Here is a 19,735-nt window from a genome sequence, read left to right on the forward strand (position 1 = left end):
AAGCAAATAGCCTCCCCTTAACGCCCCGGAAGCCCATCGACCGCAAAGACGCTTCTGGCACGACGGCGCGTACCCGATAACGATACCAAACCGACAATTTGCCAGCCCGCCAGCCCTGTTGCAGCAATCCCACCCCGCTCGTCCTTGCTTAACTTTAATCAACAAGCCGCGTGTCGGACAATCTTACACTGGGCTACTAAGTTAACCACTGGAAACATTCCCGCCTAGCACGCGGGCCTTCCGCCCCGGCATCGCCTGGCGGCCACCGCGCAGGACCTGGACATGACTCCGACACCGAACCTTCCCCTGCGCGCCATCGCGCTCGCCGCCGCGCTGGCCAGCATGGCCCAGCCCGTCGTGGCCGGCCCCGACCACCAGCAAGACCTGAACGCCCTGCCCATCGAACAATTGCTCAATCTGGAAATCATCACCGCCTCCAAGTTCGCCCAGAAAATCAGCGAAGCGCCCTCCTCGGTGTCGGTGATCACCGCCGACGACATCCGCCGCTTCGGCTACCGCACCCTGGCCGACATCCTGCGCAGCGTGCGCGGGGTCTACGTGACGGACGACCGCAACTACAGCTACGTCGGCACGCGCGGCTCCGGGCGCCCGGGCGACTTCAACACCCGCCTGCTGATCCTGGTCGACGGCCGCCGTCTCAACGACATGGTGTACGACCAGGGCGCGCTCGGCACCGAATTCCCGATCGATGTCAGCCTGGTCGAACGGGTCGAATTCGTCCCTGGACCGGGCTCGGCCATGTACGGCAGCAGCGCCTTTTTCGGTGTCGTCAATGTGATCACCAAGACCGGCGCGGCGCACCAGGGCACCACCCTGGCCGCCGCCGCCGCCAGCGAAGGCACGCGCACGGCGCGCATCGCCAGCGGCTTCGGCGACGCCAACGGGCTCGACCTGCTGCTGGGCGCAGCCTGGCTCGCGCGCAAAGGAGGCGACCAGTATTTCCCCGAATACGATGATGCTGCGCACAACTTCGGCGTGGCGCGCCATCTCGACCATGATCGCTACCAGCGCGTCTTTGCCAAGCTGAGCTGGGGCGGCTTCTCGGCCAGCGCCTATGCCGGACGGCGCACCAAGGGCATCCCGACCGCATCCTACGGCCAACAGTTCAACGATCCGCGCAGCCAGACCAGCGACGCCTACGCGTCCGCCAGCGCCGCCTGGCAGGCGCCCCTGGGCCCGACCCTGGAACTGCACGCCGGCCTCAGCCTGCGCAGCTACCGCTACCAGGGTACCTACATCTACGTGCCCGACAGCGCAACGGTGAATATCGACGCCGCCGAGAGCCGTACCGTGTCCACCGAATTGCGCCTGCTGAGCACGGCGTTTCGCGATCACAAGATCATTGCCGGGGTCGAATATGCGAGCGACGCCAAACGCATGATGCGCAACGACGACCTGGCCCCGTACGCCTCCTACCTGGCCAGCGACCACCCCAAGCGACGCGTCGCCGTCTACCTGCAAGACGAGTTCCGCCTGGGCGAGCGCATCATCCTCAACGCCGGCCTGCGCCACGACCGCGACGACGAAGGCGGCGATGCCAGCAACCCGCGCGTGGCGCTGATCTATAAAGCGGCCGCGCACAGCACCCTCAAGGCCCTGTACGGCACCGCCTACCGCTCGCCCAACGCCTACGAGCGCTACTACGCGACCAGCACGGGCTACAAACTCAATCCGCAACTCAAGCCCGAGCGCATCCGGACCTACGAACTGATCGGCGAGTATTTTCCGTCCGAAAACTTCAGGGCCAGCGCCTCGCTGTTCCAGTACCGCTTCATCGACCTGATCGCCCTCACCACCGACCCGCTCGACAGCCGGCTGGTGCATTCGAACATCGATTCGGCGCGCTCCAAAGGCGCCGAGTTCGAAGCCGAATGGCTGCGCGATGACGGCAGTGCGCTCAAGACCAGCGTCAGCCTGCAATACGCGCGGAACGGCGTGAGCGGCGAATGGCTGAGCAACTCGCCGCGCCAGTTGTTCAAGCTGAACTACGCCAAACCGTTCTGGCGCGATACCCTGCGCGCCGCGCTCGAATGCCAGTTCACCAGCCGTCGCCGCACCACGGCCGGCGGCCAGGTGGGCGGCTTCGGCCTGCTCAACCTGACCGTGCTCAGCTACGCAATGGGAAAACACGTCGAACTGTCCGCCAGCGTCTACAACCTGCTCGGCAAGCACTACGCCGATTCCGCCAGCGAAGAGCATTACGACAGCGGCACGCCGGCCCGCTACCTGAACGCCATCGGCCAGGATGGGCGCAACTGGCGCATCCAGGCGAGCTACACCTTCCGATGATGATGCGCCTTCGCTCCGCTTCCTTCCCTGCCGCCTGGCGCGCCGGCGCCACCCGCCGGCGGCGCTTCTGGGCCCTCGCGCTGGCCCTGCTGCTGCCCGCCCCCGCCCAGGCGCAAGCCCAGGCCGCCGCCGAATTCGCGGCGAAAGCGGCGTTCATCTACAACATCGCCCTGTTCAGCACGTTTCCGAATCCGGACGCGCCCCTGGTCAGGCTGTGCGTGCTCGGGCGCGACCCCTTCGGCAAGCTGCTCGCCAGCCTGGAGGGCAAACCCCTGGGCGAAGCGACAATGACGATCGCCTATCCCCGTTCGGGCGGCGACGCGCTCAGACAGTGCCAGATCGTCTTCGTCAGCGCGTCCGAGAGCGACAGCGTGGCCCGGCTGGCCCAGGCGACGCCCCAGGAAGGCGTGCTGACCGTGTCCGATGCGAAGGGCGCGGCGCGCCTGGGAATCATGGTCGAACTGAACGTCGAGGACAAGCGCATCGCCTTCGAATTTAACGCCGAGGCGGCGCGCGCCGCCAACATCACGCTCAGCTCCAAAGTGATGCGCCTCGCGCGCGCGGTGCACTGAACCCACGAAACGGACCCATCATGAAACGCCCATGGCAGCGCAACCGCAGGAATCAAACCCTGAGCACCAAGCTCAAATGGGCCAACCTGGTCACCAGCGGGACCGTGATCCTGCTCTCGACCCTGTTCCTGCTCGGAATCCAGAGTTACTTCTTCACCTCGGCCCTGGTGCGCCAGACCCAGGCGCAAGCGGCCATGGGCAGCGAAAACATGTCGGCCGCCATGCTCTTCGGCGACCGCCTCGCCGCCAGGGAAATCCTGGCGGCCCTGCGCGTGGTGTCCGATGTGCAGTCGGCCGTGGTGTACGACAACACCAACAGCCGCTTCGCCAGCTACCTGCGCGACCCCGGCGCGGCCCAGGTCATGCCGCTCGCGCCGCCGCCAGCGAGCGCCGGCGGCTACACGCTCTCCTACCGCCACGTCACCGTGGTCGCGCCCTTGATCGTCCAGCGCCAGCGGCTCGGCACGCTCATCGTGCAAAGCTCGCTCGCCAGCGTCTACCACCAGCTTGCGCTGTACCTGGCGCTCACCATTCCGGTCATGCTCGCCGTGCTCGCCGTCGCCCACCTGGTGCTGACGCGCCTGCAGCGCTTCATTACCGATCCCCTGCGTGCGCTGTCGGACACCAGCGCCCAGATTTCGCGCCTGGGCGACTACGCGATCCGCGCCGAAGTCAGTTCGCTGGCCGATATCGGCACGCTGTCGACGACCTTCAACACCATGCTCGACCGCATCCAGAAGCGCGAAAGCGAACTGGAGGCCGAAATCAGCGAGCGCAAGCGGGTCGAGGTCAAGCTCGACCGCCTGGCCCACTTCGACAACGTGACCCAGCTGCACAACCGCCACTTCTTCAACGAGCGGCTCGAAGAAGTCATCGCGCGCGCCGGGCAACGCCAGGAACGCGCGGTGGTGCTGTTCATCGACCTCGACAACTTCAAGGCCGTCAACGACACGCTCGGGCACGATATCGGCGACGACCTGCTGCGCCTGGTCTCGCGCAGCCTCACCGACACCTTGCGCCCCGGCGACGCCATCGCCCGCATTGGCGGCGACGAGTTCGCCATCATCCTCGAAAACGTGCATCACATCGACGATGCCGCCGTGGTGGCCGAAAAATGCCTGCTCAAGATTGCCCAGCCAATCGCCATCTCGGGCCACGAAATCCACATCAGCGCCAGCATCGGCATCAGCGTCTATCCCGACCACGCCGCCAGCATGCACGAGTTGCTCAAATACGCCGACAGCGCCATGTACTACGCCAAAAACAGCGGCAAGAACGCCTACCGGCTGTTCACCCACAGCATGCAGGAAGACGCGCGCAAGCGCTTCACGCTCGACAACAACCTGCGGCGCGCGCTCGAACGCAAGGAATTCGTCTTGCACTACCAGCCGCAGATCGACCTGCGCAGCGGCGCCGTGTGCGGCGCCGAAGCGCTGATCCGCTGGATTCATCCGGACCTTGGCCTGATCAGCCCGGCCGACTTCATTCCCGTGGCCGAAGAATCCGGCATGATCGTGGCGATCGGCGAATGGGTGCTGCGCGAAGCCTGCCGCGAACTGCGCGCCTGGCATGACGAGGGCCACGCGATCCGCATGTCGATCAACCTGTCCGGGCGCCAGCTGAGCGAAGACGGCCTGGTCGCCTCGGTGCTGGCCAGCGTCGACGACAGCGGCATCGACGCCCGCTGGCTGGAACTGGAACTGACCGAAAGCATGCTGATGGACGCCTCGACGGGCATGATCGACAAGCTGCACACGCTCAAGCGCGCCGGCATCGCGCTGGCGATCGACGATTTCGGCACCGGCTACTCGTCGATGAGCTACCTCAAGACGTTCCCGGTCAGCGCGCTGAAGATCGACCGCAGCTTCGTGCAGGACCTGCCGCACAGCACCGAAGACGCGGCCATCACCCGGGCCATCATCGCCCTTGCCAGGAGCCTGAAGATGGAAACCGTGGCCGAAGGAATCGAAACGCCGGAGCAAGGGGAGTTTTTACGCGCCAACGGCTGCGACAAGGCGCAGGGCTATTACTACGGCAAGCCGCTGGCGGCGGCCCAGATCAGGGAATTGCTCCGGCGCGGCAAGCATGAGGCGGCCGAAGCGGCGCTGCCATGCGGCGCGTGAGGTGGCGCAGTCAAGAGAAGGCATACGAAATTGGCATGCATGCCGAGAAAATGCATATATTTATATGCATAACTTTGCTGATAGCATCGTTTTCTTTTCATTTCGCTAACACAAGCGAGTCCACCACGTAGCCCGATTGACAATCTTCCCCGGAGTTCCACCCAGATGAGCAATTTTCCTGTTTCAGACGCGCCATCGCGCCTGCTTCCCGCACGCCGCCTGACCACCCTGGCCGCCTTGCTGGCCATGCCCCTGTACCTGCTGGCCAACCCGGCCAGCGCCGCCAATTGCAACGCCGCCGTGGTCAACGGCGGCATGTACAGCATCGTCAACGCCGCCTCCGGCAAAGCGCTCGACGTCGTGGCCGGCTCGACCCAGGGCGCGGCCGAAGTCCAGCAGTGGGGCTACGCCGCCAGCGCCAACCAGCAGTTCACCCTGCGCGACGCCGGCAACGGTTACTGGACCATGCAGGCCAGGCACAGCGGCCTGCTGCTCGACGTGCTGAACCTGGCAGTCAACGACGGCGCGAAAATCATCCAGTGGAACGCCACCGGCGCCCAGAACCAGCAATGGCTGCTCAAAAAATCGACCGGCGGCGGCTACAACGTCGTCGCCCGCCACTCCAGCAAGTCGCTCACCGTGGCCGACAACAACAGCGGCTCGCGCGCCTACCAGGCCAGCGACACCGGCGGCGGCCTGCAACGCTGGTACTTCAACCCCACCAACGGTTCCTGCGGCGGCCCGGCGGCCGACGGCTTCGCGGCCCAGGCCGGCGCTGACGGCTTGAGCGGCACCACCGGCGGCGGCAACACCGCGCCGGTCAGCGTGAACTCCTGCAGCGCGCTGACGAGCGCCCTGCAATCGAGCGCCGCCGCCGTGATCCAGATTCCCGCCGGCACGACCATCGATTGCCGCACCGCCGTGCGTTCCGAAAGCACCTGCGCGGTGGCCTGCCCGACCTACCAGGACCCCGGCAAGAGCACCTACCGCCTTCCGGTCGGCGCGCAGACCTGCAAGGAACTCGGCTCGACCAGCGAAACGCGCTTCATGCGTGCGCGCGATGAAATCACTATCCGGGTCGGCTCCAACAAGACCCTGGTCGGCCTGAACAAGGACGCGCGCATCGTCGGCGCCACGCTCAACCTCTCGGGTGCGCAGAACGTCATCATCCGCAACCTAGCCATCGAAAACATCAATCCGGGCCTGGTCGAAGCGGGCGACGGCATCACCATCAGCAAGTCGAGCCACGTGTGGGTCGACCATGTGCGCTTTAACCTGATCAGCGACGGCCACATCGACATCCAGGACAGCAAGAACGTGACCCTGAGCTGGAACCGGTTCGACGGTGTCAACCCGGCCGTCTGCGGCAACCAGCACCACTACACCAACGCCTTCAGCAACTCGCAGGTGAGCATGCACCACAACTTCTGGAACAAGACCTCGGGCCGCAATCCGAAGCTCGACGGCGCCGCCTCGCGCACCCACCTGTTCAACAACTACTGGCTGGACGTGCCCTACTTCGCCATCGGCGCCGGCGGCGGAGCCCAGGTGAAAGTCGAAGGCAATTTCTTCGCCAACACCGCCAAGCCGCACTGGAACAATAACGACGCCTTCATCGACGCCAACATCGCCTCCAACCGCTACACCGGCAAGTCGGAAACCGATCCCGACAAGGATACCGGCGCCAAAGTATTCGGCGACACCCCCCTGTTCCCGTACCAGCTCGACAACGTGGACAAGCTGCCGGCCGCCCTCACCAGCGGCACCGGCGCGCGTTAACCTTCAGCGCGCGCTCGTGATACCGTTGCCGCTGTTGCCGGCAACGGCGTCCAGGCCAAACCCCATGCCGCCGCCATCGCCCTTGATTCCCGTCGCCTTGATTCCCGCACACAAGCACGATCTGGACGCTGTGCAAGCGGCCATCGCAGCCGGCTGGCCCGCCGTGCTCCCGCTGCTGCCCGCTTTGCTGGAATGGGTGCAGGATATGAACTGGCCGGTGGCGACGCCACTCGCGCCGTTTTTGGCCAGCATCGGTGCGCCGCTCGCGCCCGCCGTCAGGCAAGTGCTCGATGGCGATGACGCCATCTGGAAAACCAACGTCATCTTGCAACTGGTGATGCGCTCGCCGGCCCTGCGCGATGCGCTGGCCGCCGACCTGCGCCGGCTCGCCGCGCACCCGAGCGCAGGGGACCGCGCCGAAGAGGTCGACCAGGCCGCGCTCGAAGCGCTCGGCTAGACTGGCTTACGCCTGGCCTGGTGCGACGCGGCGCAGCACCATGAAGACGCGCACCGTGTAAAAGTCCGCGGACGGCGTCCAGGCGCAGCCTTCCAATGCACGCAGGCCGTCGTCCCAGGCCTGGCCGTTGTCGAGCGCCTCGAAAGTGAATGCGCCGTTGTCGTTAGCGAAGAAAAAACGCACGCAGTGGATCTCGGCCGACAAGCTGGCCTGCTTGATGCACTCATCGATGCGATCCGGCATCTCCGGCGGAAAGTGCGCCTTGCCGCGCGCCACGAAAAGGCCCTGATACGCCGTGTAGACGCCGCCGCGCGTAGCGAGCACCTCGGTGTACCTGCTCGTCCTGGTCGCGTCTCCACAGCGCCGCCAGCAGCACGTGGAAGGCGTTCTCAGTGGACTTGACGAAGCCATTGTCGATGCCTTCGTCGCCCGTCCCCATGCCGGAGCAGGCCTCCTGGAACTCGACGCCATCGGGCATCAGGACACGCACATTGAACACGCCCGAGAAGCCGTTGCGGTTCGGGTACCACTCGGCACGGATGGCCGGGCGCCGCCCTTCCGGCAGCACCCAGCCATCAACCACATCGCAAGACAAGCCATGCCCCTCGAACAAGACCTGCAAATACCTGCTGTCGACCTGGATGGACATGGCGCCGCTTTCACTGTAGTGATGAAGAAGCGCCATCATAGCCTACGTTATGATTAAAGCAACAGCGGAACCCGCGCGAACGTCGCTCAGGGTGTGATCGCCAGCGCCGCGATGCCGGACTCGCCCAGCGTGAAATGAAAATGCAGCGGCAGCGGGCTGCCCGGAAAGTTGCCGCTCACATCGGCGGTGACGACCACCTCCGCGCCCTCCTCGCGCACCGTGCGCGGGGTGGCCACGGCCCCGTAGCGGCGCTGCGACTCGCTGGCCCAGGCCGCAATCGCGGCGCGGCCATGCATGCTGTGTCCCTCGTCGCGCACGCTGGCATCCGGCGCGAAGCACAAGGCAAGCTGGTCGGGATCGGCGGCGTTGGCGGCCGCAAAATAGGTGGCAATCGGAGTGCCGAGCTGAAGTGTCATGGTGGTTCCCCTTGGTATATCAAAAGAGTCTCCATGGTAGCCGCCGCCATCCTCAAGAATAAGAGCATAATGCTCCATAGTCCATGCACCATTAGTTCACAATCACGATGACGGAATCCTCCTTCGACGGCGTGCGCGCCTTCCTCGCCGTTGCCGACCTGAACAGTTTTACGGCGGCCGCCGCCCGCCTCGGGGTCACCACCACGGCCGTCAGCAAGGCAGTCAAGCTGCTCGAAGCGCGCCACGGCACCGTTTTGCTACGGCGCACCACCCGCAGCGTGGCCCTGACCGACGCTGGCGCCATGCTGGCGGGCATGCTGCGCGGCGCGGTCGGGCAGATCGACGACGCCTTCGCCACCTTGCATGCCGCCAACGGCCGCCCCAGCGGCACCTTGCGCCTGACCATGCCGCGCGCGCTGGGCGCCCTGGCCATTGCCCCGCTGGCCGAACGCTTCTGCCAGCGCTGCCCGGACGTCACGCTCGATATCGCACTCGACGATGGCGCGGTCGACCTGGTGGCGGCCGGCTTCGATGCCGGCATCCGGCTCGGCCAGTCGGTGGCCCAGGACATGGTCGCCGTGCGCCTCAGCGCCGACCTGCGCTGGTCGGTGCTCGCCTCGCCCGCCTATCTGGCGCGCTGCGGCCGTCCGGACACGCCCGAAGCGCTCACGGCGCACCAGAGCTTGCGCTACCGCTTCCCCGCTTCCGGCGCGCTGCACCGCTGGAGCTTCATGCGCGACGGCCAGGCATTGCATGTCGACACCGGCGGCGGCGTGATCGTCAACGACACCACCCTGATCCGCCAGTTCGCGCTGGCCGGCATGGGCCTGGCATATTTGCCCGACATGGAAGCGGCTGCCGATATCGACGCCGGCCGGCTCGAACGCGTGCTGGCGCCGTTCGTGCCATCGACCAGCGGGCTGTTCCTCTACTTCCCGGTGCGGACCCAGCACCAGCCCAAGCTGCGCGCCTTCATCGACCTGGCCCGCGAACATGCGGGCGCGGGCGGCATCCCAGATTGGGCGTGACAGAAGCGGGCGCGGCCTGCATACTTCTTTCCCAACCAGGTTTACCCGCACCGCAGCGCTATTTATCAGGAAAACCATGACCACGATCCCGCTCCCCCTGCTCGGCCAGGTAGCATTTCCCGATGCCGAGGCGCCGGACTGGTGGCACGAGGCCGACTCCCCGCTGGGACGCTTGCGCATTGACTTCCACACGCACGCAGGCCTTGCCATCGACAGCGTGGCGGCGCAAGCCATCCCGGCCCTGTCGGACGTGGGCGCGCTCGACGCCAGCGCCCGCGCAGGCATCCGCGCCGACTTCGCCAGCGGCGAGCGCGCCCGCAGCTGGCGTTTTCTTGAGTACCATCTGGACGAGTGCTCCACCGACGAACTGGCCGCCTGCTTCGGCACCGGCGTGGCGCAAGAGATCGGCGTGGACCAGTTACTGGCCGCCCTGCGGCTGCTGCGCATCGGTTTTTACTGGGAAAGCGACGACACCTACATGGTGCTCGACTACAAGCTGGCCGACATGGCGAGCGACCAGATCATCGTGGTGTACGCCGGCCTCGACGGCGCCGTCACCTCGGTCCAGATGGAAAGCTGACGCTTCCCCCACATTCTCCACTACACAATCGACACGCAACAATGACAACCAACTGGTCACTTTTCCACAAACACATCGGCGCCAAACCGCGCCAGTTCTTCGAAGTCCGCCTGCTCGGCAAAGCTGTCTGGCACGCCACCGGCATGGCCGAAACCTGGGGCACGGACGGCCTCGACGAACTGGCCAGCCCGGCCGCCGCGCAAGAGCGTTACGACGCCTTGTGCGCCGAGGCCGTGGCGGCCGGCTTCACCCCCACGCGCCAGCTTGAGATCGACCTGAACCGGCTGGACGCCGCCCTGCTGGCGGCCGAAATCCGCGACGGCGCGCGCAACGCCTTCAAGGCCATGCGCGCGGCCCATCCGGATCAGGCCATGAACGGCTTCGCTTTGATGAGCGACGAAAGCGCCATGACCATCGTCCCGGTAGCCAACAGTGAACAAGCGCTGGCCGGCGACGGCGGCGGCGACGACATGCGCTGGGCGCCGCAGGAATGGTCGTTTTTCGAAGAAGGCGCCTACCTCGACATTGCCTACCGCATGATCCTGCCCTACCACCGCGACATTCCGAACGAGGTCGACATCGACGCCCTGCGGAGCTGGGTCTTCGGGGCCTGCGCCGACGCGCTGCGCCAACTGGGCGACGAAGGCGTGTTCGGCAGCGGCGCCGAGCGCGACGCGGTGTCGGTGGTGTTCTGTGTGGCCGATGGCGATTGCACCGACGACGTCATCGAACCCCTCAACAGCCCCGCCTCCGCCAGCCGCTTCGCAGCCTACCGCGCAAGCTGGAAGTAAGCGCCCCCAGCATTTTTTCGCTTTGATTCGCCTCCCTTCTTTTTTGAACCGGGGTCAGACCTCTGATTCGAAACATTGTTAAGCAGACCTAGCAACAAAGCGGACTGGTTATATATCGATCGCAGACGTTAGACGCAATACAATGCCTTTGCGCGATCTTGACGATTTTCAGATTTTGCAAAATTTCGAATCAGAGGTCAGACCCCGGTTGGGAAACGAAAGCGCTGGCCACGGTTCGGATTAGGCGTCGATGCGCGCCAGCAGCTCGCGCCACAGCAATTGCGGCGCGATCCCCGCGTAGCCGGACTCCTGGGCGTCGTTGCATTCGATGACGATCCAGCGCCCGTCGGCCGTTTTGGCCACATCGACCACCAGGAACGGCACCGCCACCAGCGCGGCGGCCTGCGCGGCCAGGGCCCGTCCGGCATGCTCGTCGGCGCAGGCGTACGGCGCCACCTGGTTCCAGTAGCGCCCCCATCCCACGCAGTGCCCGTGCCACCAGAACGAGCGGTATTCGACCGATGGCTGGACCTTGCCGGCCACCTGCCCGCGCACCGGTTCGAGCGCCACGAATTCGCGGATCACCGGCTTTTGCCAGTGCAGGATCGGATCGTCCCGGTACAGCTGCGCGGCGAGTTCGTAATGCGCGCGGCTGCGGATCACCGACAGGTCGGGATTATGCTTGCTGGTCTGGCGCGAGCCCTTCATGAACACCGGCCACGCGAACGAGGCCTCGATCGTGTCGGCTGATGGCAGGCTGTCGAACACCTCGGTGCGCGGCGTGAGCGCGCCGAGCAGCGGGTACCACGCTTCCAGCTCGCTCGCGCGCGCATGCTCCTGGGGTGAATTGACCAGCCTTAGCCCCATGCCCAGCTTGTCCTCGAACTCGGCCGCGTAATCGGCAATCGGGCCAATGCGCAGCACGCACATTTCTTCCCCCTCGATCCGGTACGGATGGGTGCAGGTGACATGCAGGCCAAGGTCGAAGTCATAGGCGGCCACGCCGACCGGCTCGCTGACGACAATCAGCTTGTTTTCAAGGCGCGCGATATCCAACTAATGCCCCGCCACGCGTCCGCTCAGGCTGGCGCTGCGCTCGCCCGGACTGGCGGCGTCGTCATCGAAGCGGCATGAGCGGATGAAGTCGAGCGCCTCGGCCACCAGCGCCGGCGCCTGCCCGTTCGCTTCGGCGGCCACGCGCGTGGGCACGCCGCCCTCGCCCACCATGAAGCGCACCAGCACGCCGCCGGCGCCGCCCGGCGCCGTAGCGGACCCCGTCGCCCCTGGAACAAAGCGCGCAAACCGCGCCGATTCCCGGCAACTGCCGGAGCGCAGCAGCGGCGCCACGCCGGCCTCGCCGTCGAGCTTCCAGGCGAACTGCATCGGATACGGCCCGGCGCGCTCGGCCGCATCGAGCCCGGCCTTGAAACGGCAGGCGGCAATGGCGCGCAGGGCCGCCTCGTCGAGCATGCTCCAGCCGCTGCCGCGCAGCAGGCGCGCCTGCTCCACCGCGCCGTCGGGCCCGATCGCGAACGACACCGTGGTGCTGCCCTGCAGGTCGTACAGCAACGCTTCGCGCGGCCACGCCGGCAGCGGGCAACTGCCCGCATCGGCCAGCAAGTGACGCGGAAAAGCCGGCGTCGCGGACGCCGGCGCCGCATGCTTGTCCGGCACCTGCGCCACCGAGGCGGCGGCGGCGGCGATGCACACGCCAATGATCAATTTTCTGTTCAAAAAATCCACCCGGTAATCTGTGACGGGAGCCGCGCCGGCGCAGTATACTCGCAGCGTCGCGCACCCGGCACGCCGTGCATCGATGCAACACCCAAGCTGGCAACAGGGCCGCAAAAGTGGTCCATTCCCAACAAATACGCTGTAATTCTCACATTTTTGCCATCGTTACATCGTTTCTTGGTTACAATAAATACATCCTACAGTAAATTTAACACGGTATAAGCATGGCGGTCATCACACCAGTCGCATCCAGGCAGCGCAAAGAGGCACCCGCTTGCTAGACGGCCGCCTGTCCCTGACCACGCCCGAAGGCGTGAGCCTGCAACTGACGCCCGCCGGTCCGTTCCTGCGCTCGGCCGCCTGGCTGATCGATGTGCTGGTCTGGCTGCTGTTCTGCGGCCTGGCCCAGCTGATCATGCCCAGCGGCAAACTCGGCAGCGGCCTGTTCCTGGTCATCCTGTTCGTTTCCTACTGGGGCTACCCGATCATCAGCGAAGTGTATTTCAATGGCCGCACGCTGGGCAAGCGCGCGCTCGGCCTGGAAGTGGTGCGCAGCGACGGCTTGCCGGTCGGCTGGCGCGAATCGACCCTGCGCAACCTGCTGCTGGTGGCCGACTTCCTGCCGTTCCTGTACGCCAGCGGCCTGGTGTGCATGCTGTTCGATGTGCGTTTTCGCCGCCTGGGCGACATCGTGGCCGGCACCCAGGTCATCTATTTCGAAAAACCCATGCCGCGCCCGACCCCGCCCTCGACCGACCCGCTGCCGCTGCCTTTCCCGCTCAGCCCGGACCAGCAGCGCACCCTGATCGACCTGTTCGAACGCGAAAACCGGCTGCCGCTCGACCGCATGGCCGAGCTGGGCACCATCGCCGAAGCGCTGACCGGCGTCCAGGGCGCCGATTCCGTCGAACGCATGCGCGGCTACGTGGCAGGCTTTAACAAATGAAACAGCAACAGTTCGAAGCCGACAACGCCGCCCTCTGGACCGAGATCAGCGCCCTGCTCGAGGGCGCCGGCAGCGACCAGCGCGCCCTGCCGGCTCTGTATCGCCGCCTGTGCCAGTGCCTGGCGCTGTCGAGCCAGCGCGGCTATTCGCCGGCCCTCACCGATTATCTGCAAAAACTGGTCGGCGCCTGCCACCGGCGCCTGTACGGCACCGCGATCGAGCGCCCGAATACGCTGGTGCGCTGGATGCTGGTCGATTTTCCCTGCCGCGTGCGCGCCGAATGGCGCTTGCTGCTGCTGACCTGCGTGGCGTTTTTCGGGGTCGCGCTCGGGGTCGGCCTGCTGATCTGGTTCAAGCCGCAGTGGGCCTACAGCTTCGCCTCGGCCAGCGACCTCAACGGATATCGCGACATGTACCAGCCGGGCAAGGCCAGCGTCGGGCGCGGCGGCAGCGAAGGCGACGTGATGATGTTCGGCCACTACATCTGGAACAACGTCTCGATCGGCTTTCGCACCTTCGCCGGCGGCATCTTCGGCGGCATTCCGGCCCTCGTCAGCGTCGCTTTCAACGGCATGCACCTGGGCGTGATCGCCGCCTGGCTGAGCCGCGACCCGGCCACCGCGCACCAGTTCTGGTCGTTCGTGATCACCCACGCCAGTGTCGAAGTCACCGGACTGCTGTTGTGCGGCATGTCCGGCATCCGCCTCGGGCTGGCGCTGATCCATCCGGGCCGGCGCACGCGCGCCCACGCCCTGCACGAGACCAGCCAGTACATGTTCCCGGTCATCGTCGGCGGCAGCCTGATGACCTTCCTGGCCGCCTTCATCGAAGCCTTCTGGTCCGCCTCGGCTGTGATACCGATCAATGTCAAATACGCCGTCGGCGGCACCTGCTGGGTGCTGGTGATCGGATTTTTCCTGTTCGCCGGCCGCGGCAAGCAATAAGAGGCCGCCATGCAAATCGATAAACTGCAGATCGAACTGCGCCCGCGCACGAATGCCCAGGCGCTTGACCTGGGCTTTTCCCTGCTGCATTCGCACGCCAGCGCCGCCTACATGGCTTTCCTCGTCCTGTGGCTGCCGCTGCTGGCGCTGTGCGCCGCGCTGACCGTCTGGATGCCCGATCTGGGCTGGGCCTGGGTCTTGCTGGCGTGGTGGTTCAAGCCGCTGCTCGAACGCGCGCCCCTGTACGTGCTCTCGCGCCAGGTGTTCGGCACCACCGTCACCTGGCAGGAAGCGGTGCGCGCCTGGCCGCGCCAGATCGGCGGCGGCGCCTTCCGCCTGCTGACCTGGGGCCGTCCGTTCAGCCCCGGGCGCGGCCTGTCGCATCCGGTCTGGATGCTCGAAGGCGCGCGCGGGCGCGTCGCCAATCTGCGCCGCAGCACGCTTGGCAACAACGGCACCGCCTCCGCGGCCGCCTGGTTCGGCATCGTCTGCGCCCACCTCGAAGTGGTGCTGCAACTCGGCGTGCTCGGCTTCATCGGCATTTTTATCAGCGACGGCAAAACCACCAATCCCTTCGTCATGTACGTCAACGCCGACGGCGCCGTCCCGCAAACCCTGGAGGTGGCGTTGATGTCCCTGGGCGCCTTCGGCGTGGCCACCGCCATCATGGCGCCGGTCTATACCGCGTGCTGCTTCACCCTTTACCTGAACCGGCGCGCCAGCATGGAAGCGTGGGATATCGAAATCAAGCTGCGCCAGATGAAGCCGCCGGCCGCGCGCACCCGTGCCGCGCCGCTGCTGTCGGCGCTGCTGGCCTTGGCCGGCGCCGGCGTGCTGCTGTCGGGCGCCAGCCTGCCGCTGCCGGCCCTCGCCGCCCCGGCCGCTGTCAGCGCGCCGGCCGCCCCGGCCAAGTGCAAACCGCCCGAGGACGGCCCGCGCCAGCCCGAACGCGGCCCGCTGCTCGCGCCCGAACAAGCCGGCGTGCGCAAGCAGATCGAGCAGTTGTACGGCACAGACGAGCTGCGCGGCTATGATTGCATCGAAACCTGGCACCTGAAGGAAAAGAGCAAGCCGGACGAAGAAAAGAAGAAGGACAAGGACCGCGACTTCGATTTTCCTTCGGCCAATATGAACTTCGCCGCCGACATCTTCAAGGTGCTCGTCATCGCGTTCGCCATCGGCCTGGTGGGCTGGCTGCTGTACCGCTACCGTCACCACCTGCCCGCCTTCGAGCGTGGCGCCAAGGTGCGCGTGGCAACCGAAATCGGCGGCCTGAACATCCGCGCCGAATCGCTGCCGCCGGACGTGACGAGCGAGGTGCGCGCCTTCTGGGCCAGGGGCGAACAGCGCGCCGCGCTGGCCTTGCTGTACCGCGCCACCCTGTCGCGCCTGGTGACGGAAGATGCGCTGGCCCTGCGCCAGGGCAATACCGAAGGCGACTGCCTGCGCCTGGCGCGCCAGGCCGGGGAGCGCGGTCAACTGACGCGCGGCCGGCTCGACGTGGCCGACAGCGCCACCACGCTCTGGCTTAACGGCGCCTACGCCGCCCGCTGGCCGAACGACGACGCCCTGCTGGCCTGCTGCGCCGCCTGGGACACCCAATTCGGCGCAAGGCGCGAGGTAACGCCATGAACGACAGCACAAAAGGTATCCTGATCGCGTTCGCCCTGCTGATCCTCGGCGCCCTCGGCTATTGGTGGTGGCACGACCAGATGGAACTGCGCTGGACCTCGGTGCAACGCGAGTCGAGCCTGGCCTCGGCCGATCCGATGCTGGCCGCGACGCGCCTGTTGCGCCAGAACGGCCGCAGCGTCAATGGCGCCGGCTCGCTGGGCGAACTGGTGGTGCCCCAGACCGGGGCCGGCACCATGATCGTCAGCGGCGCTTCCGGCACCGCCACGCCCGACCAGGCGCGCGAACTGCTTGAGTGGGTAAGGCGCGGCAATACGCTGATCGCCGAACCGCGCTGGATCTCGCCCGCCGAAAGAGCGCTGGTCGTGGAGACGGACGCCAGCGACGACGAGGAAGTGGAAGAAGAGCAGGAAGAAGAGCCAGAAGAAGAAGCGGAAGAAGAGGCGTCGCCAGCGGCCGCCGGCGAAGACGCCAGCACCACCGACGAAGCGCCAGCGACGGCGGACGACACCGCCGAAGAAAACAGCGCCGACGATGAAGCCAGCGCCGACCCGGACGACAACGACAAGGACCCGCTCACCGACCACTTCGGGGTGCGCGCGCGCACCGATGCGCTGGCCTGCAAGTGCCGCACCGAACCGGACGAGAAGGACAAGAAAAAGCCGGAGGCGATCGCCGCCGCCAGGCAGGCGCGCGAACTGGCACTGAGCCACCTGACCCTGCCCGGCAAGAGCTACGCGCTCGAACTCGACGCCGGCACCACCGAAATGGTCAGCCTGCAAGGCGCCGTCGCCCCGCTGTGGAGCGACGACGATGGCGGCGCGGTGCGCGTGTACGCCGAAGGCAAAGGCCGCATCGTGCTGGTCGCGGACGGCTACTTCACCAACAGCAAGCTGCCGCAGCGCGACCACGCCCAGCTACTGCTGGCGCTGACCGAACTCACGCCGGGCAAGCACGTCACCATCGTCAAGCGCCTCAACGTGCTGCCGTGGTACAAGGCGCTGTGGCGCCACTACAAGCTGGTCTTGATCAGCCTGGCGGTCTGCCTGGCGCTGCTGCTGTGGAGCGCGCTGCGCCGTTTCGGCCCGCTCCTGCCGGTGCCCAAGGCCGAGCGCCGCTCGCTGCTCGAACATATCGACGCCTCCGGCGCCTGGCTGTGGAAAGCCGACGGCGGGCGCCAGGTGCTGCTCGACGCGGCGCGCGACGACACGCTGGCGCTGATCCGGCGCCGCGTCCCGGCCCTGTTCCGCATGCCCGAGGGCGAACTGTGGGCCACCCTGGCGCGCACCTGCGCCCTTCCCGAAGCCGACGTCAGCGAGGCCCTGCAGCAGGATGCGGCCAGCCACGTCACCCGATTCACACGCCAGATCCGCACCCTACAAACACTGAGAAATCACTATGAACGATAGCACCGCCACCGCCATTCCGGCCGACCGCCTCGCCCAGGCGATCGGCATCGTCCAGCGCATGCGCGAAGAAATCCGCAGCGCCGTGATCGGCCAGCAGGCCGTCGTCGACCAGGTGCTGGCCTGCTGCCTGGCTGGCGGCCACGTGCTGATCGAAGGCGTGCCGGGTTTGGGCAAGACCTTGCTGGTCAAGGCGCTGGCCAAGACCTTCTCGGGCGACTTTTCGCGCATCCAGTTCACGCCCGACCTGATGCCGGCCGACGTCATGGGCCATGCGGTCTACGACATGAAGAGCCAGTCCTTCAGCGTGCGCAAGGGCCCCGTGTTCTCGCACCTGCTGCTGGCCGACGAAATCAACCGCGCCCCGGCCAAGACCCAGTCCTCGCTGCTCGAAGTGATGCAGGAGCGCCAGGTGACGATCGAAGGCGAATCGCACCAGCTGCCGCCGCCGTTCATGGTGCTGGCGACGCAAAATCCGTTGGAGAACGAAGGCACCTACCCACTGCCGGAAGCGCAGCTGGACCGCTTCTTGATCAAGGTGCGGATCGACTATCCGAGCGTCGAGGAAGAAGAACAGATGCTGCGCATGGTCACGCGCGACCGCGTCGGCGACGGCCTGGACGTGAACCAGGTGGCCACCCTGGTCAAGCCCGAAACCATCGTCGTGCTGCAGCAACTGGTGGCCAAGATCCGCGTCGACGACGCCGTCTCCGCCTACGCCGTGCGGCTGGTGCGCGCCACGCGCGACTGGCCCGGCATCGCCATCGGCGCCGGCCCGCGCGGGTGCATCGCGCTGGTGCGCATGGCGCGCGCCATGGCCTTGACGTCCGGGCGCGATTACGTCACGCCCGACGACATCAAATCGGCCGCCCTGCCGGTGCTGCGCCACCGCATCGCGGTATCCCCGGAAAGCGAACTCGATGGCCTCTCCAGCGACGACCTGCTGCTTGGCCTGATCGAAGAAATCGCCGCTCCGCGTGGCTGACGCCTTGATGCCGTCGCGCACCCTGCTGCTAGTCGCCGGCGGCTGGGCGCTGCTGGGCGCAGCCGCCAGCCACGTGCCGGCGCTGCTGCCGCTGTGGCAAGGCGCCGGGCTGGCCGCGCTGGTGGCCGCCTGCGCCGACGCCTGGCTCTCGCGCAGCACGCCGCAGTTGCGGGTCGAACGCGAGCTGGCCGGCGTGTGGCCGGTCGGGACCTGGAACAAGGTCACGCTCAAACTGCATAACGACGGCGGGCGCGCGCTCGCGCTCGACCTGTACGACGACTATCCCACCAGCTGGGGCATGCAGGGCCTGCCCCACGCCAGCGCAATCGCGCCCGGCGCCTACGCCGCCGTCACCTATACCTTGTGTCCCGACCAGCGCGGCCCGGCCAGTTTCGGGGCGGCCCACCTGCGCGTGCGCTCGCCGCTGCGCCTGTGGCAGCGCATGCACCGCCTCGGCGAATCGAGCAGCATCAAGGTATTCCCCGATTTTTCCAAGCTGCTCGGCCACACCCTGTCGGCGACCGATAGGCGCGCCCCGGCGGCCGGCGCGATCCGCAAGCGCCGGCGCGGCGAAGGCACCGATTTCCGCCAGCTGCGCGAATACCGCGATGGCGACAGCATGCGCTCGATCGACTGGAAAGCGACCGCGCGGCGCCAGAAGCCGATCACCCGCGAATACCAGGAAGAGCGCGACCAGCAAGTCGTGTTCTTGCTCGACACCGGGCGCCGCATGCTGGCGCGCGACGACGTCACCACCCACTTCGACCACGCGCTCAACGCCGTGCTCACGCTTGGCTTCCTGGCCCAGAAACAGGGCGACGCGGTCGGCCTGATGACCTTCGGCGGCGAAGAGACGCGCTGGCTGGCCCCGAGCAAGGGCCGCAACGGGCTCGATCGCCTGCTGGCCGGGGTGTACGACGTGCAGCCGGCCGAAATGGCGCCGGACTACCTGCAAGCGGCCAGCAATTTACTCAACCGCCTGAGCAAGCGCGCCTTTGTCGTCATCATCACCAACCTGCGCGACGAAGACGACACGGCGCTGCGCTCGGCCTGCGAGCTGATGTCGAGCAAGCACCTGGTGATCTGCGCCAGCCTGCGCGAAAAGGTCATGGACGGCACCCGCGCGAAACAGGTCGACACCTTCGCCAGCGCCCTGCGCTACAGCGCCACGGTGCACTACCTGCAGCAACGGCGCGACGCCATCCGCCGCCTCGGCATCCGCGCCGAACGCCTGATCGATATCACCCCCGACCAGCTCAGCACCGCGCTGGTGAACCGCTACCTCGACATCAAGGAAAGCGGGCAGTTGTAAAGAGAATGACAAAGGGTCGGGGAGCCGATGCGATATGGTGAACATTGCGCCTGCCCTGTTCGCGCCGGCCC

The 19,735-nt window shown here is 66.6% G+C and carries 19 protein-coding genes; 14 read left to right on the forward strand and 5 right to left on the reverse strand.

The window, feature by feature from the left end:
* The first annotated feature begins 282 nt into the window (after positions 1-282).
* The 5 genes from F2P46_RS08985 to F2P46_RS09005 all read left to right on the forward strand — a co-directional run bounded on the left by F2P46_RS08985 (position 283) and on the right by F2P46_RS09005 (position 7,241).
* Positions 283-2,310: a TonB-dependent receptor gene (locus F2P46_RS08985; RefSeq protein ID WP_166887763.1), complete on the forward strand. Its 2,028-nt coding sequence runs from the start codon at positions 283-285 to the stop codon at positions 2,308-2,310.
* Complete coding sequence (locus F2P46_RS08990; protein WP_166887766.1) at positions 2,307-2,882, forward strand: YfiR family protein; 576 nt, start codon at positions 2,307-2,309, stop codon at positions 2,880-2,882. The genes F2P46_RS08985 and F2P46_RS08990 overlap by 4 nt, the downstream gene beginning before the upstream one ends.
* A 20-nt stretch (positions 2,883-2,902) precedes the next feature.
* The gene (locus F2P46_RS08995; RefSeq protein ID WP_166887770.1) at positions 2,903-5,005 is read left to right on the forward strand and encodes an EAL domain-containing protein; all 2,103 of its coding nucleotides are present in this window, start codon (positions 2,903-2,905) and stop codon (positions 5,003-5,005) included.
* 165 nt (positions 5,006-5,170) lie between these two features.
* Positions 5,171-6,784, forward strand: coding sequence for an RICIN domain-containing protein (locus F2P46_RS09000; protein ID WP_166887772.1), 1,614 nt, complete (start codon positions 5,171-5,173; stop codon positions 6,782-6,784).
* A gap of 64 nt (positions 6,785-6,848) precedes the next feature.
* Positions 6,849-7,241, forward strand: coding sequence for a DUF5071 domain-containing protein (locus F2P46_RS09005; RefSeq protein ID WP_166887775.1), 393 nt, complete (start codon positions 6,849-6,851; stop codon positions 7,239-7,241).
* Positions 7,242-7,247: 6 nt separating this feature from the next.
* Here the strand turns inward: F2P46_RS09005 and F2P46_RS38790 are convergent, their stop codons facing one another.
* From F2P46_RS38790 to F2P46_RS09020, 3 genes are all read right to left on the reverse strand, one after another.
* On the reverse strand, positions 7,248-7,484 hold the full coding sequence (locus tag F2P46_RS38790; RefSeq protein WP_166887778.1) for a DUF6348 family protein: 237 nt from the start codon (positions 7,482-7,484) through the stop codon (positions 7,248-7,250).
* Complete coding sequence (locus F2P46_RS09015) at positions 7,465-7,890, reverse strand: DUF6348 family protein (protein ID WP_166887781.1); 426 nt, start codon at positions 7,888-7,890, stop codon at positions 7,465-7,467. Before F2P46_RS09015 ends, F2P46_RS38790 begins: the two co-directional genes overlap by 20 nt.
* A gap of 86 nt (positions 7,891-7,976) precedes the next feature.
* Positions 7,977-8,306, reverse strand: coding sequence for a nuclear transport factor 2 family protein (locus F2P46_RS09020; protein ID WP_166887784.1), 330 nt, complete (start codon positions 8,304-8,306; stop codon positions 7,977-7,979).
* Positions 8,307-8,413: 107 nt separating this feature from the next.
* Here F2P46_RS09020 and F2P46_RS09025 point away from each other — a divergent pair, with 107 nt between their 5' ends.
* The 3 genes from F2P46_RS09025 (at position 8,414) to F2P46_RS09035 (ending at position 10,705) form a co-directional block, all read left to right on the forward strand.
* The gene (locus F2P46_RS09025; RefSeq protein WP_166887787.1) at positions 8,414-9,334 is read left to right on the forward strand and encodes a LysR family transcriptional regulator; all 921 of its coding nucleotides are present in this window, start codon (positions 8,414-8,416) and stop codon (positions 9,332-9,334) included.
* A 76-nt stretch (positions 9,335-9,410) separates the two neighbouring features.
* Positions 9,411-9,914 (forward strand): DUF2004 domain-containing protein, encoded by a 504-nt coding sequence (locus tag F2P46_RS09030; protein ID WP_166887790.1) that lies wholly within the window; start codon positions 9,411-9,413, stop codon positions 9,912-9,914.
* 41 nt (positions 9,915-9,955) lie between these two features.
* Positions 9,956-10,705 (forward strand): DUF4303 domain-containing protein, encoded by a 750-nt coding sequence (locus tag F2P46_RS09035; protein WP_166887793.1) that lies wholly within the window; start codon positions 9,956-9,958, stop codon positions 10,703-10,705.
* 240 nt (positions 10,706-10,945) lie between these two features.
* Here the strand turns inward: F2P46_RS09035 and F2P46_RS09040 are convergent, their stop codons facing one another.
* Together F2P46_RS09040 and F2P46_RS09045 are read right to left on the reverse strand one after the other, a co-directional pair.
* Positions 10,946-11,761, reverse strand: a complete 816-nt coding sequence (locus tag F2P46_RS09040) for an ATP-grasp domain-containing protein (RefSeq protein ID WP_166887796.1) — start codon at positions 11,759-11,761, stop codon at positions 10,946-10,948.
* Positions 11,762-12,439 carry an energy transducer TonB gene (locus F2P46_RS09045; protein WP_229509179.1) on the reverse strand — a complete coding sequence of 226 codons (678 nt, stop codon included), beginning with the start codon at positions 12,437-12,439 and terminating at the stop codon, positions 11,762-11,764. It abuts the gene before it with no gap.
* A gap of 274 nt (positions 12,440-12,713) precedes the next feature.
* Between F2P46_RS09045 and F2P46_RS09050 the strand changes: the two genes are divergently transcribed.
* The 6 genes from F2P46_RS09050 to F2P46_RS37575 are packed head-to-tail and all read left to right on the forward strand — an operon-like array spanning position 12,714 to position 19,664.
* The gene (locus tag F2P46_RS09050; protein WP_166887802.1) at positions 12,714-13,385 is read left to right on the forward strand and encodes an RDD family protein; all 672 of its coding nucleotides are present in this window, start codon (positions 12,714-12,716) and stop codon (positions 13,383-13,385) included.
* Entirely contained in the window at positions 13,382-14,329 is a 948-nt protein-coding gene (locus F2P46_RS09055; RefSeq protein ID WP_166887805.1) for a stage II sporulation protein M, read from the forward strand. The genes F2P46_RS09050 and F2P46_RS09055 overlap by 4 nt, the downstream gene beginning before the upstream one ends.
* Before the next feature lie 9 nt (positions 14,330-14,338).
* A complete protein-coding gene (locus F2P46_RS09060) occupies positions 14,339-15,961 on the forward strand; it encodes a hypothetical protein (RefSeq protein ID WP_166887808.1) in 1,623 nt (540 codons plus the stop codon).
* Positions 15,958-17,370 carry a DUF4350 domain-containing protein gene (locus tag F2P46_RS09065; RefSeq protein ID WP_166887811.1) on the forward strand — a complete coding sequence of 471 codons (1,413 nt, stop codon included), beginning with the start codon at positions 15,958-15,960 and terminating at the stop codon, positions 17,368-17,370. Before F2P46_RS09060 ends, F2P46_RS09065 begins: the two co-directional genes overlap by 4 nt.
* Positions 17,360-18,352: a MoxR family ATPase gene (locus tag F2P46_RS09070; RefSeq protein WP_166887814.1), complete on the forward strand. Its 993-nt coding sequence runs from the start codon at positions 17,360-17,362 to the stop codon at positions 18,350-18,352. The genes F2P46_RS09065 and F2P46_RS09070 overlap by 11 nt, the downstream gene beginning before the upstream one ends.
* Positions 18,345-19,664, forward strand: coding sequence for a DUF58 domain-containing protein (locus tag F2P46_RS37575; RefSeq protein ID WP_166887816.1), 1,320 nt, complete (start codon positions 18,345-18,347; stop codon positions 19,662-19,664). Before F2P46_RS09070 ends, F2P46_RS37575 begins: the two co-directional genes overlap by 8 nt.
* The last annotated feature ends 71 nt before the right edge of the window (positions 19,665-19,735 follow it).

The organism is Massilia sp. CCM 8734 (assembly GCF_011682155.1).
Lineage (GTDB): Bacteria > Pseudomonadota > Gammaproteobacteria > Burkholderiales > Burkholderiaceae_D > Telluria_A > Telluria_A rubra.

Coding starts and splice junctions, on each gene's coding strand:
- F2P46_RS08985 (WP_166887763.1), top strand. CDS start 283: ATGACTCCGACACCGAACCTTCCCCTGCGCGCCATCGCGCTCGCCGCC.
- F2P46_RS08990 (WP_166887766.1), top strand. CDS start 2,307: ATGATGATGCGCCTTCGCTCCGCTTCCTTCCCTGCCGCCTGGCGCGCC.
- F2P46_RS08995 (WP_166887770.1), top strand. CDS start 2,903: ATGAAACGCCCATGGCAGCGCAACCGCAGGAATCAAACCCTGAGCACC.
- F2P46_RS09000 (WP_166887772.1), top strand. CDS start 5,171: ATGAGCAATTTTCCTGTTTCAGACGCGCCATCGCGCCTGCTTCCCGCA.
- F2P46_RS09005 (WP_166887775.1), top strand. CDS start 6,849: ATGCCGCCGCCATCGCCCTTGATTCCCGTCGCCTTGATTCCCGCACAC.
- F2P46_RS38790 (WP_166887778.1), bottom strand. CDS start 7,484: ATGCCGGATCGCATCGATGAGTGCATCAAGCAGGCCAGCTTGTCGGCC.
- F2P46_RS09015 (WP_166887781.1), bottom strand. CDS start 7,890: ATGTCCATCCAGGTCGACAGCAGGTATTTGCAGGTCTTGTTCGAGGGG.
- F2P46_RS09020 (WP_166887784.1), bottom strand. CDS start 8,306: ATGACACTTCAGCTCGGCACTCCGATTGCCACCTATTTTGCGGCCGCC.
- F2P46_RS09025 (WP_166887787.1), top strand. CDS start 8,414: ATGACGGAATCCTCCTTCGACGGCGTGCGCGCCTTCCTCGCCGTTGCC.
- F2P46_RS09030 (WP_166887790.1), top strand. CDS start 9,411: ATGACCACGATCCCGCTCCCCCTGCTCGGCCAGGTAGCATTTCCCGAT.
- F2P46_RS09035 (WP_166887793.1), top strand. CDS start 9,956: ATGACAACCAACTGGTCACTTTTCCACAAACACATCGGCGCCAAACCG.
- F2P46_RS09055 (WP_166887805.1), top strand. CDS start 13,382: ATGAAACAGCAACAGTTCGAAGCCGACAACGCCGCCCTCTGGACCGAG.
- F2P46_RS09060 (WP_166887808.1), top strand. CDS start 14,339: ATGCAAATCGATAAACTGCAGATCGAACTGCGCCCGCGCACGAATGCC.
- F2P46_RS09065 (WP_166887811.1), top strand. CDS start 15,958: ATGAACGACAGCACAAAAGGTATCCTGATCGCGTTCGCCCTGCTGATC.
- F2P46_RS09070 (WP_166887814.1), top strand. CDS start 17,360: ATGAACGATAGCACCGCCACCGCCATTCCGGCCGACCGCCTCGCCCAG.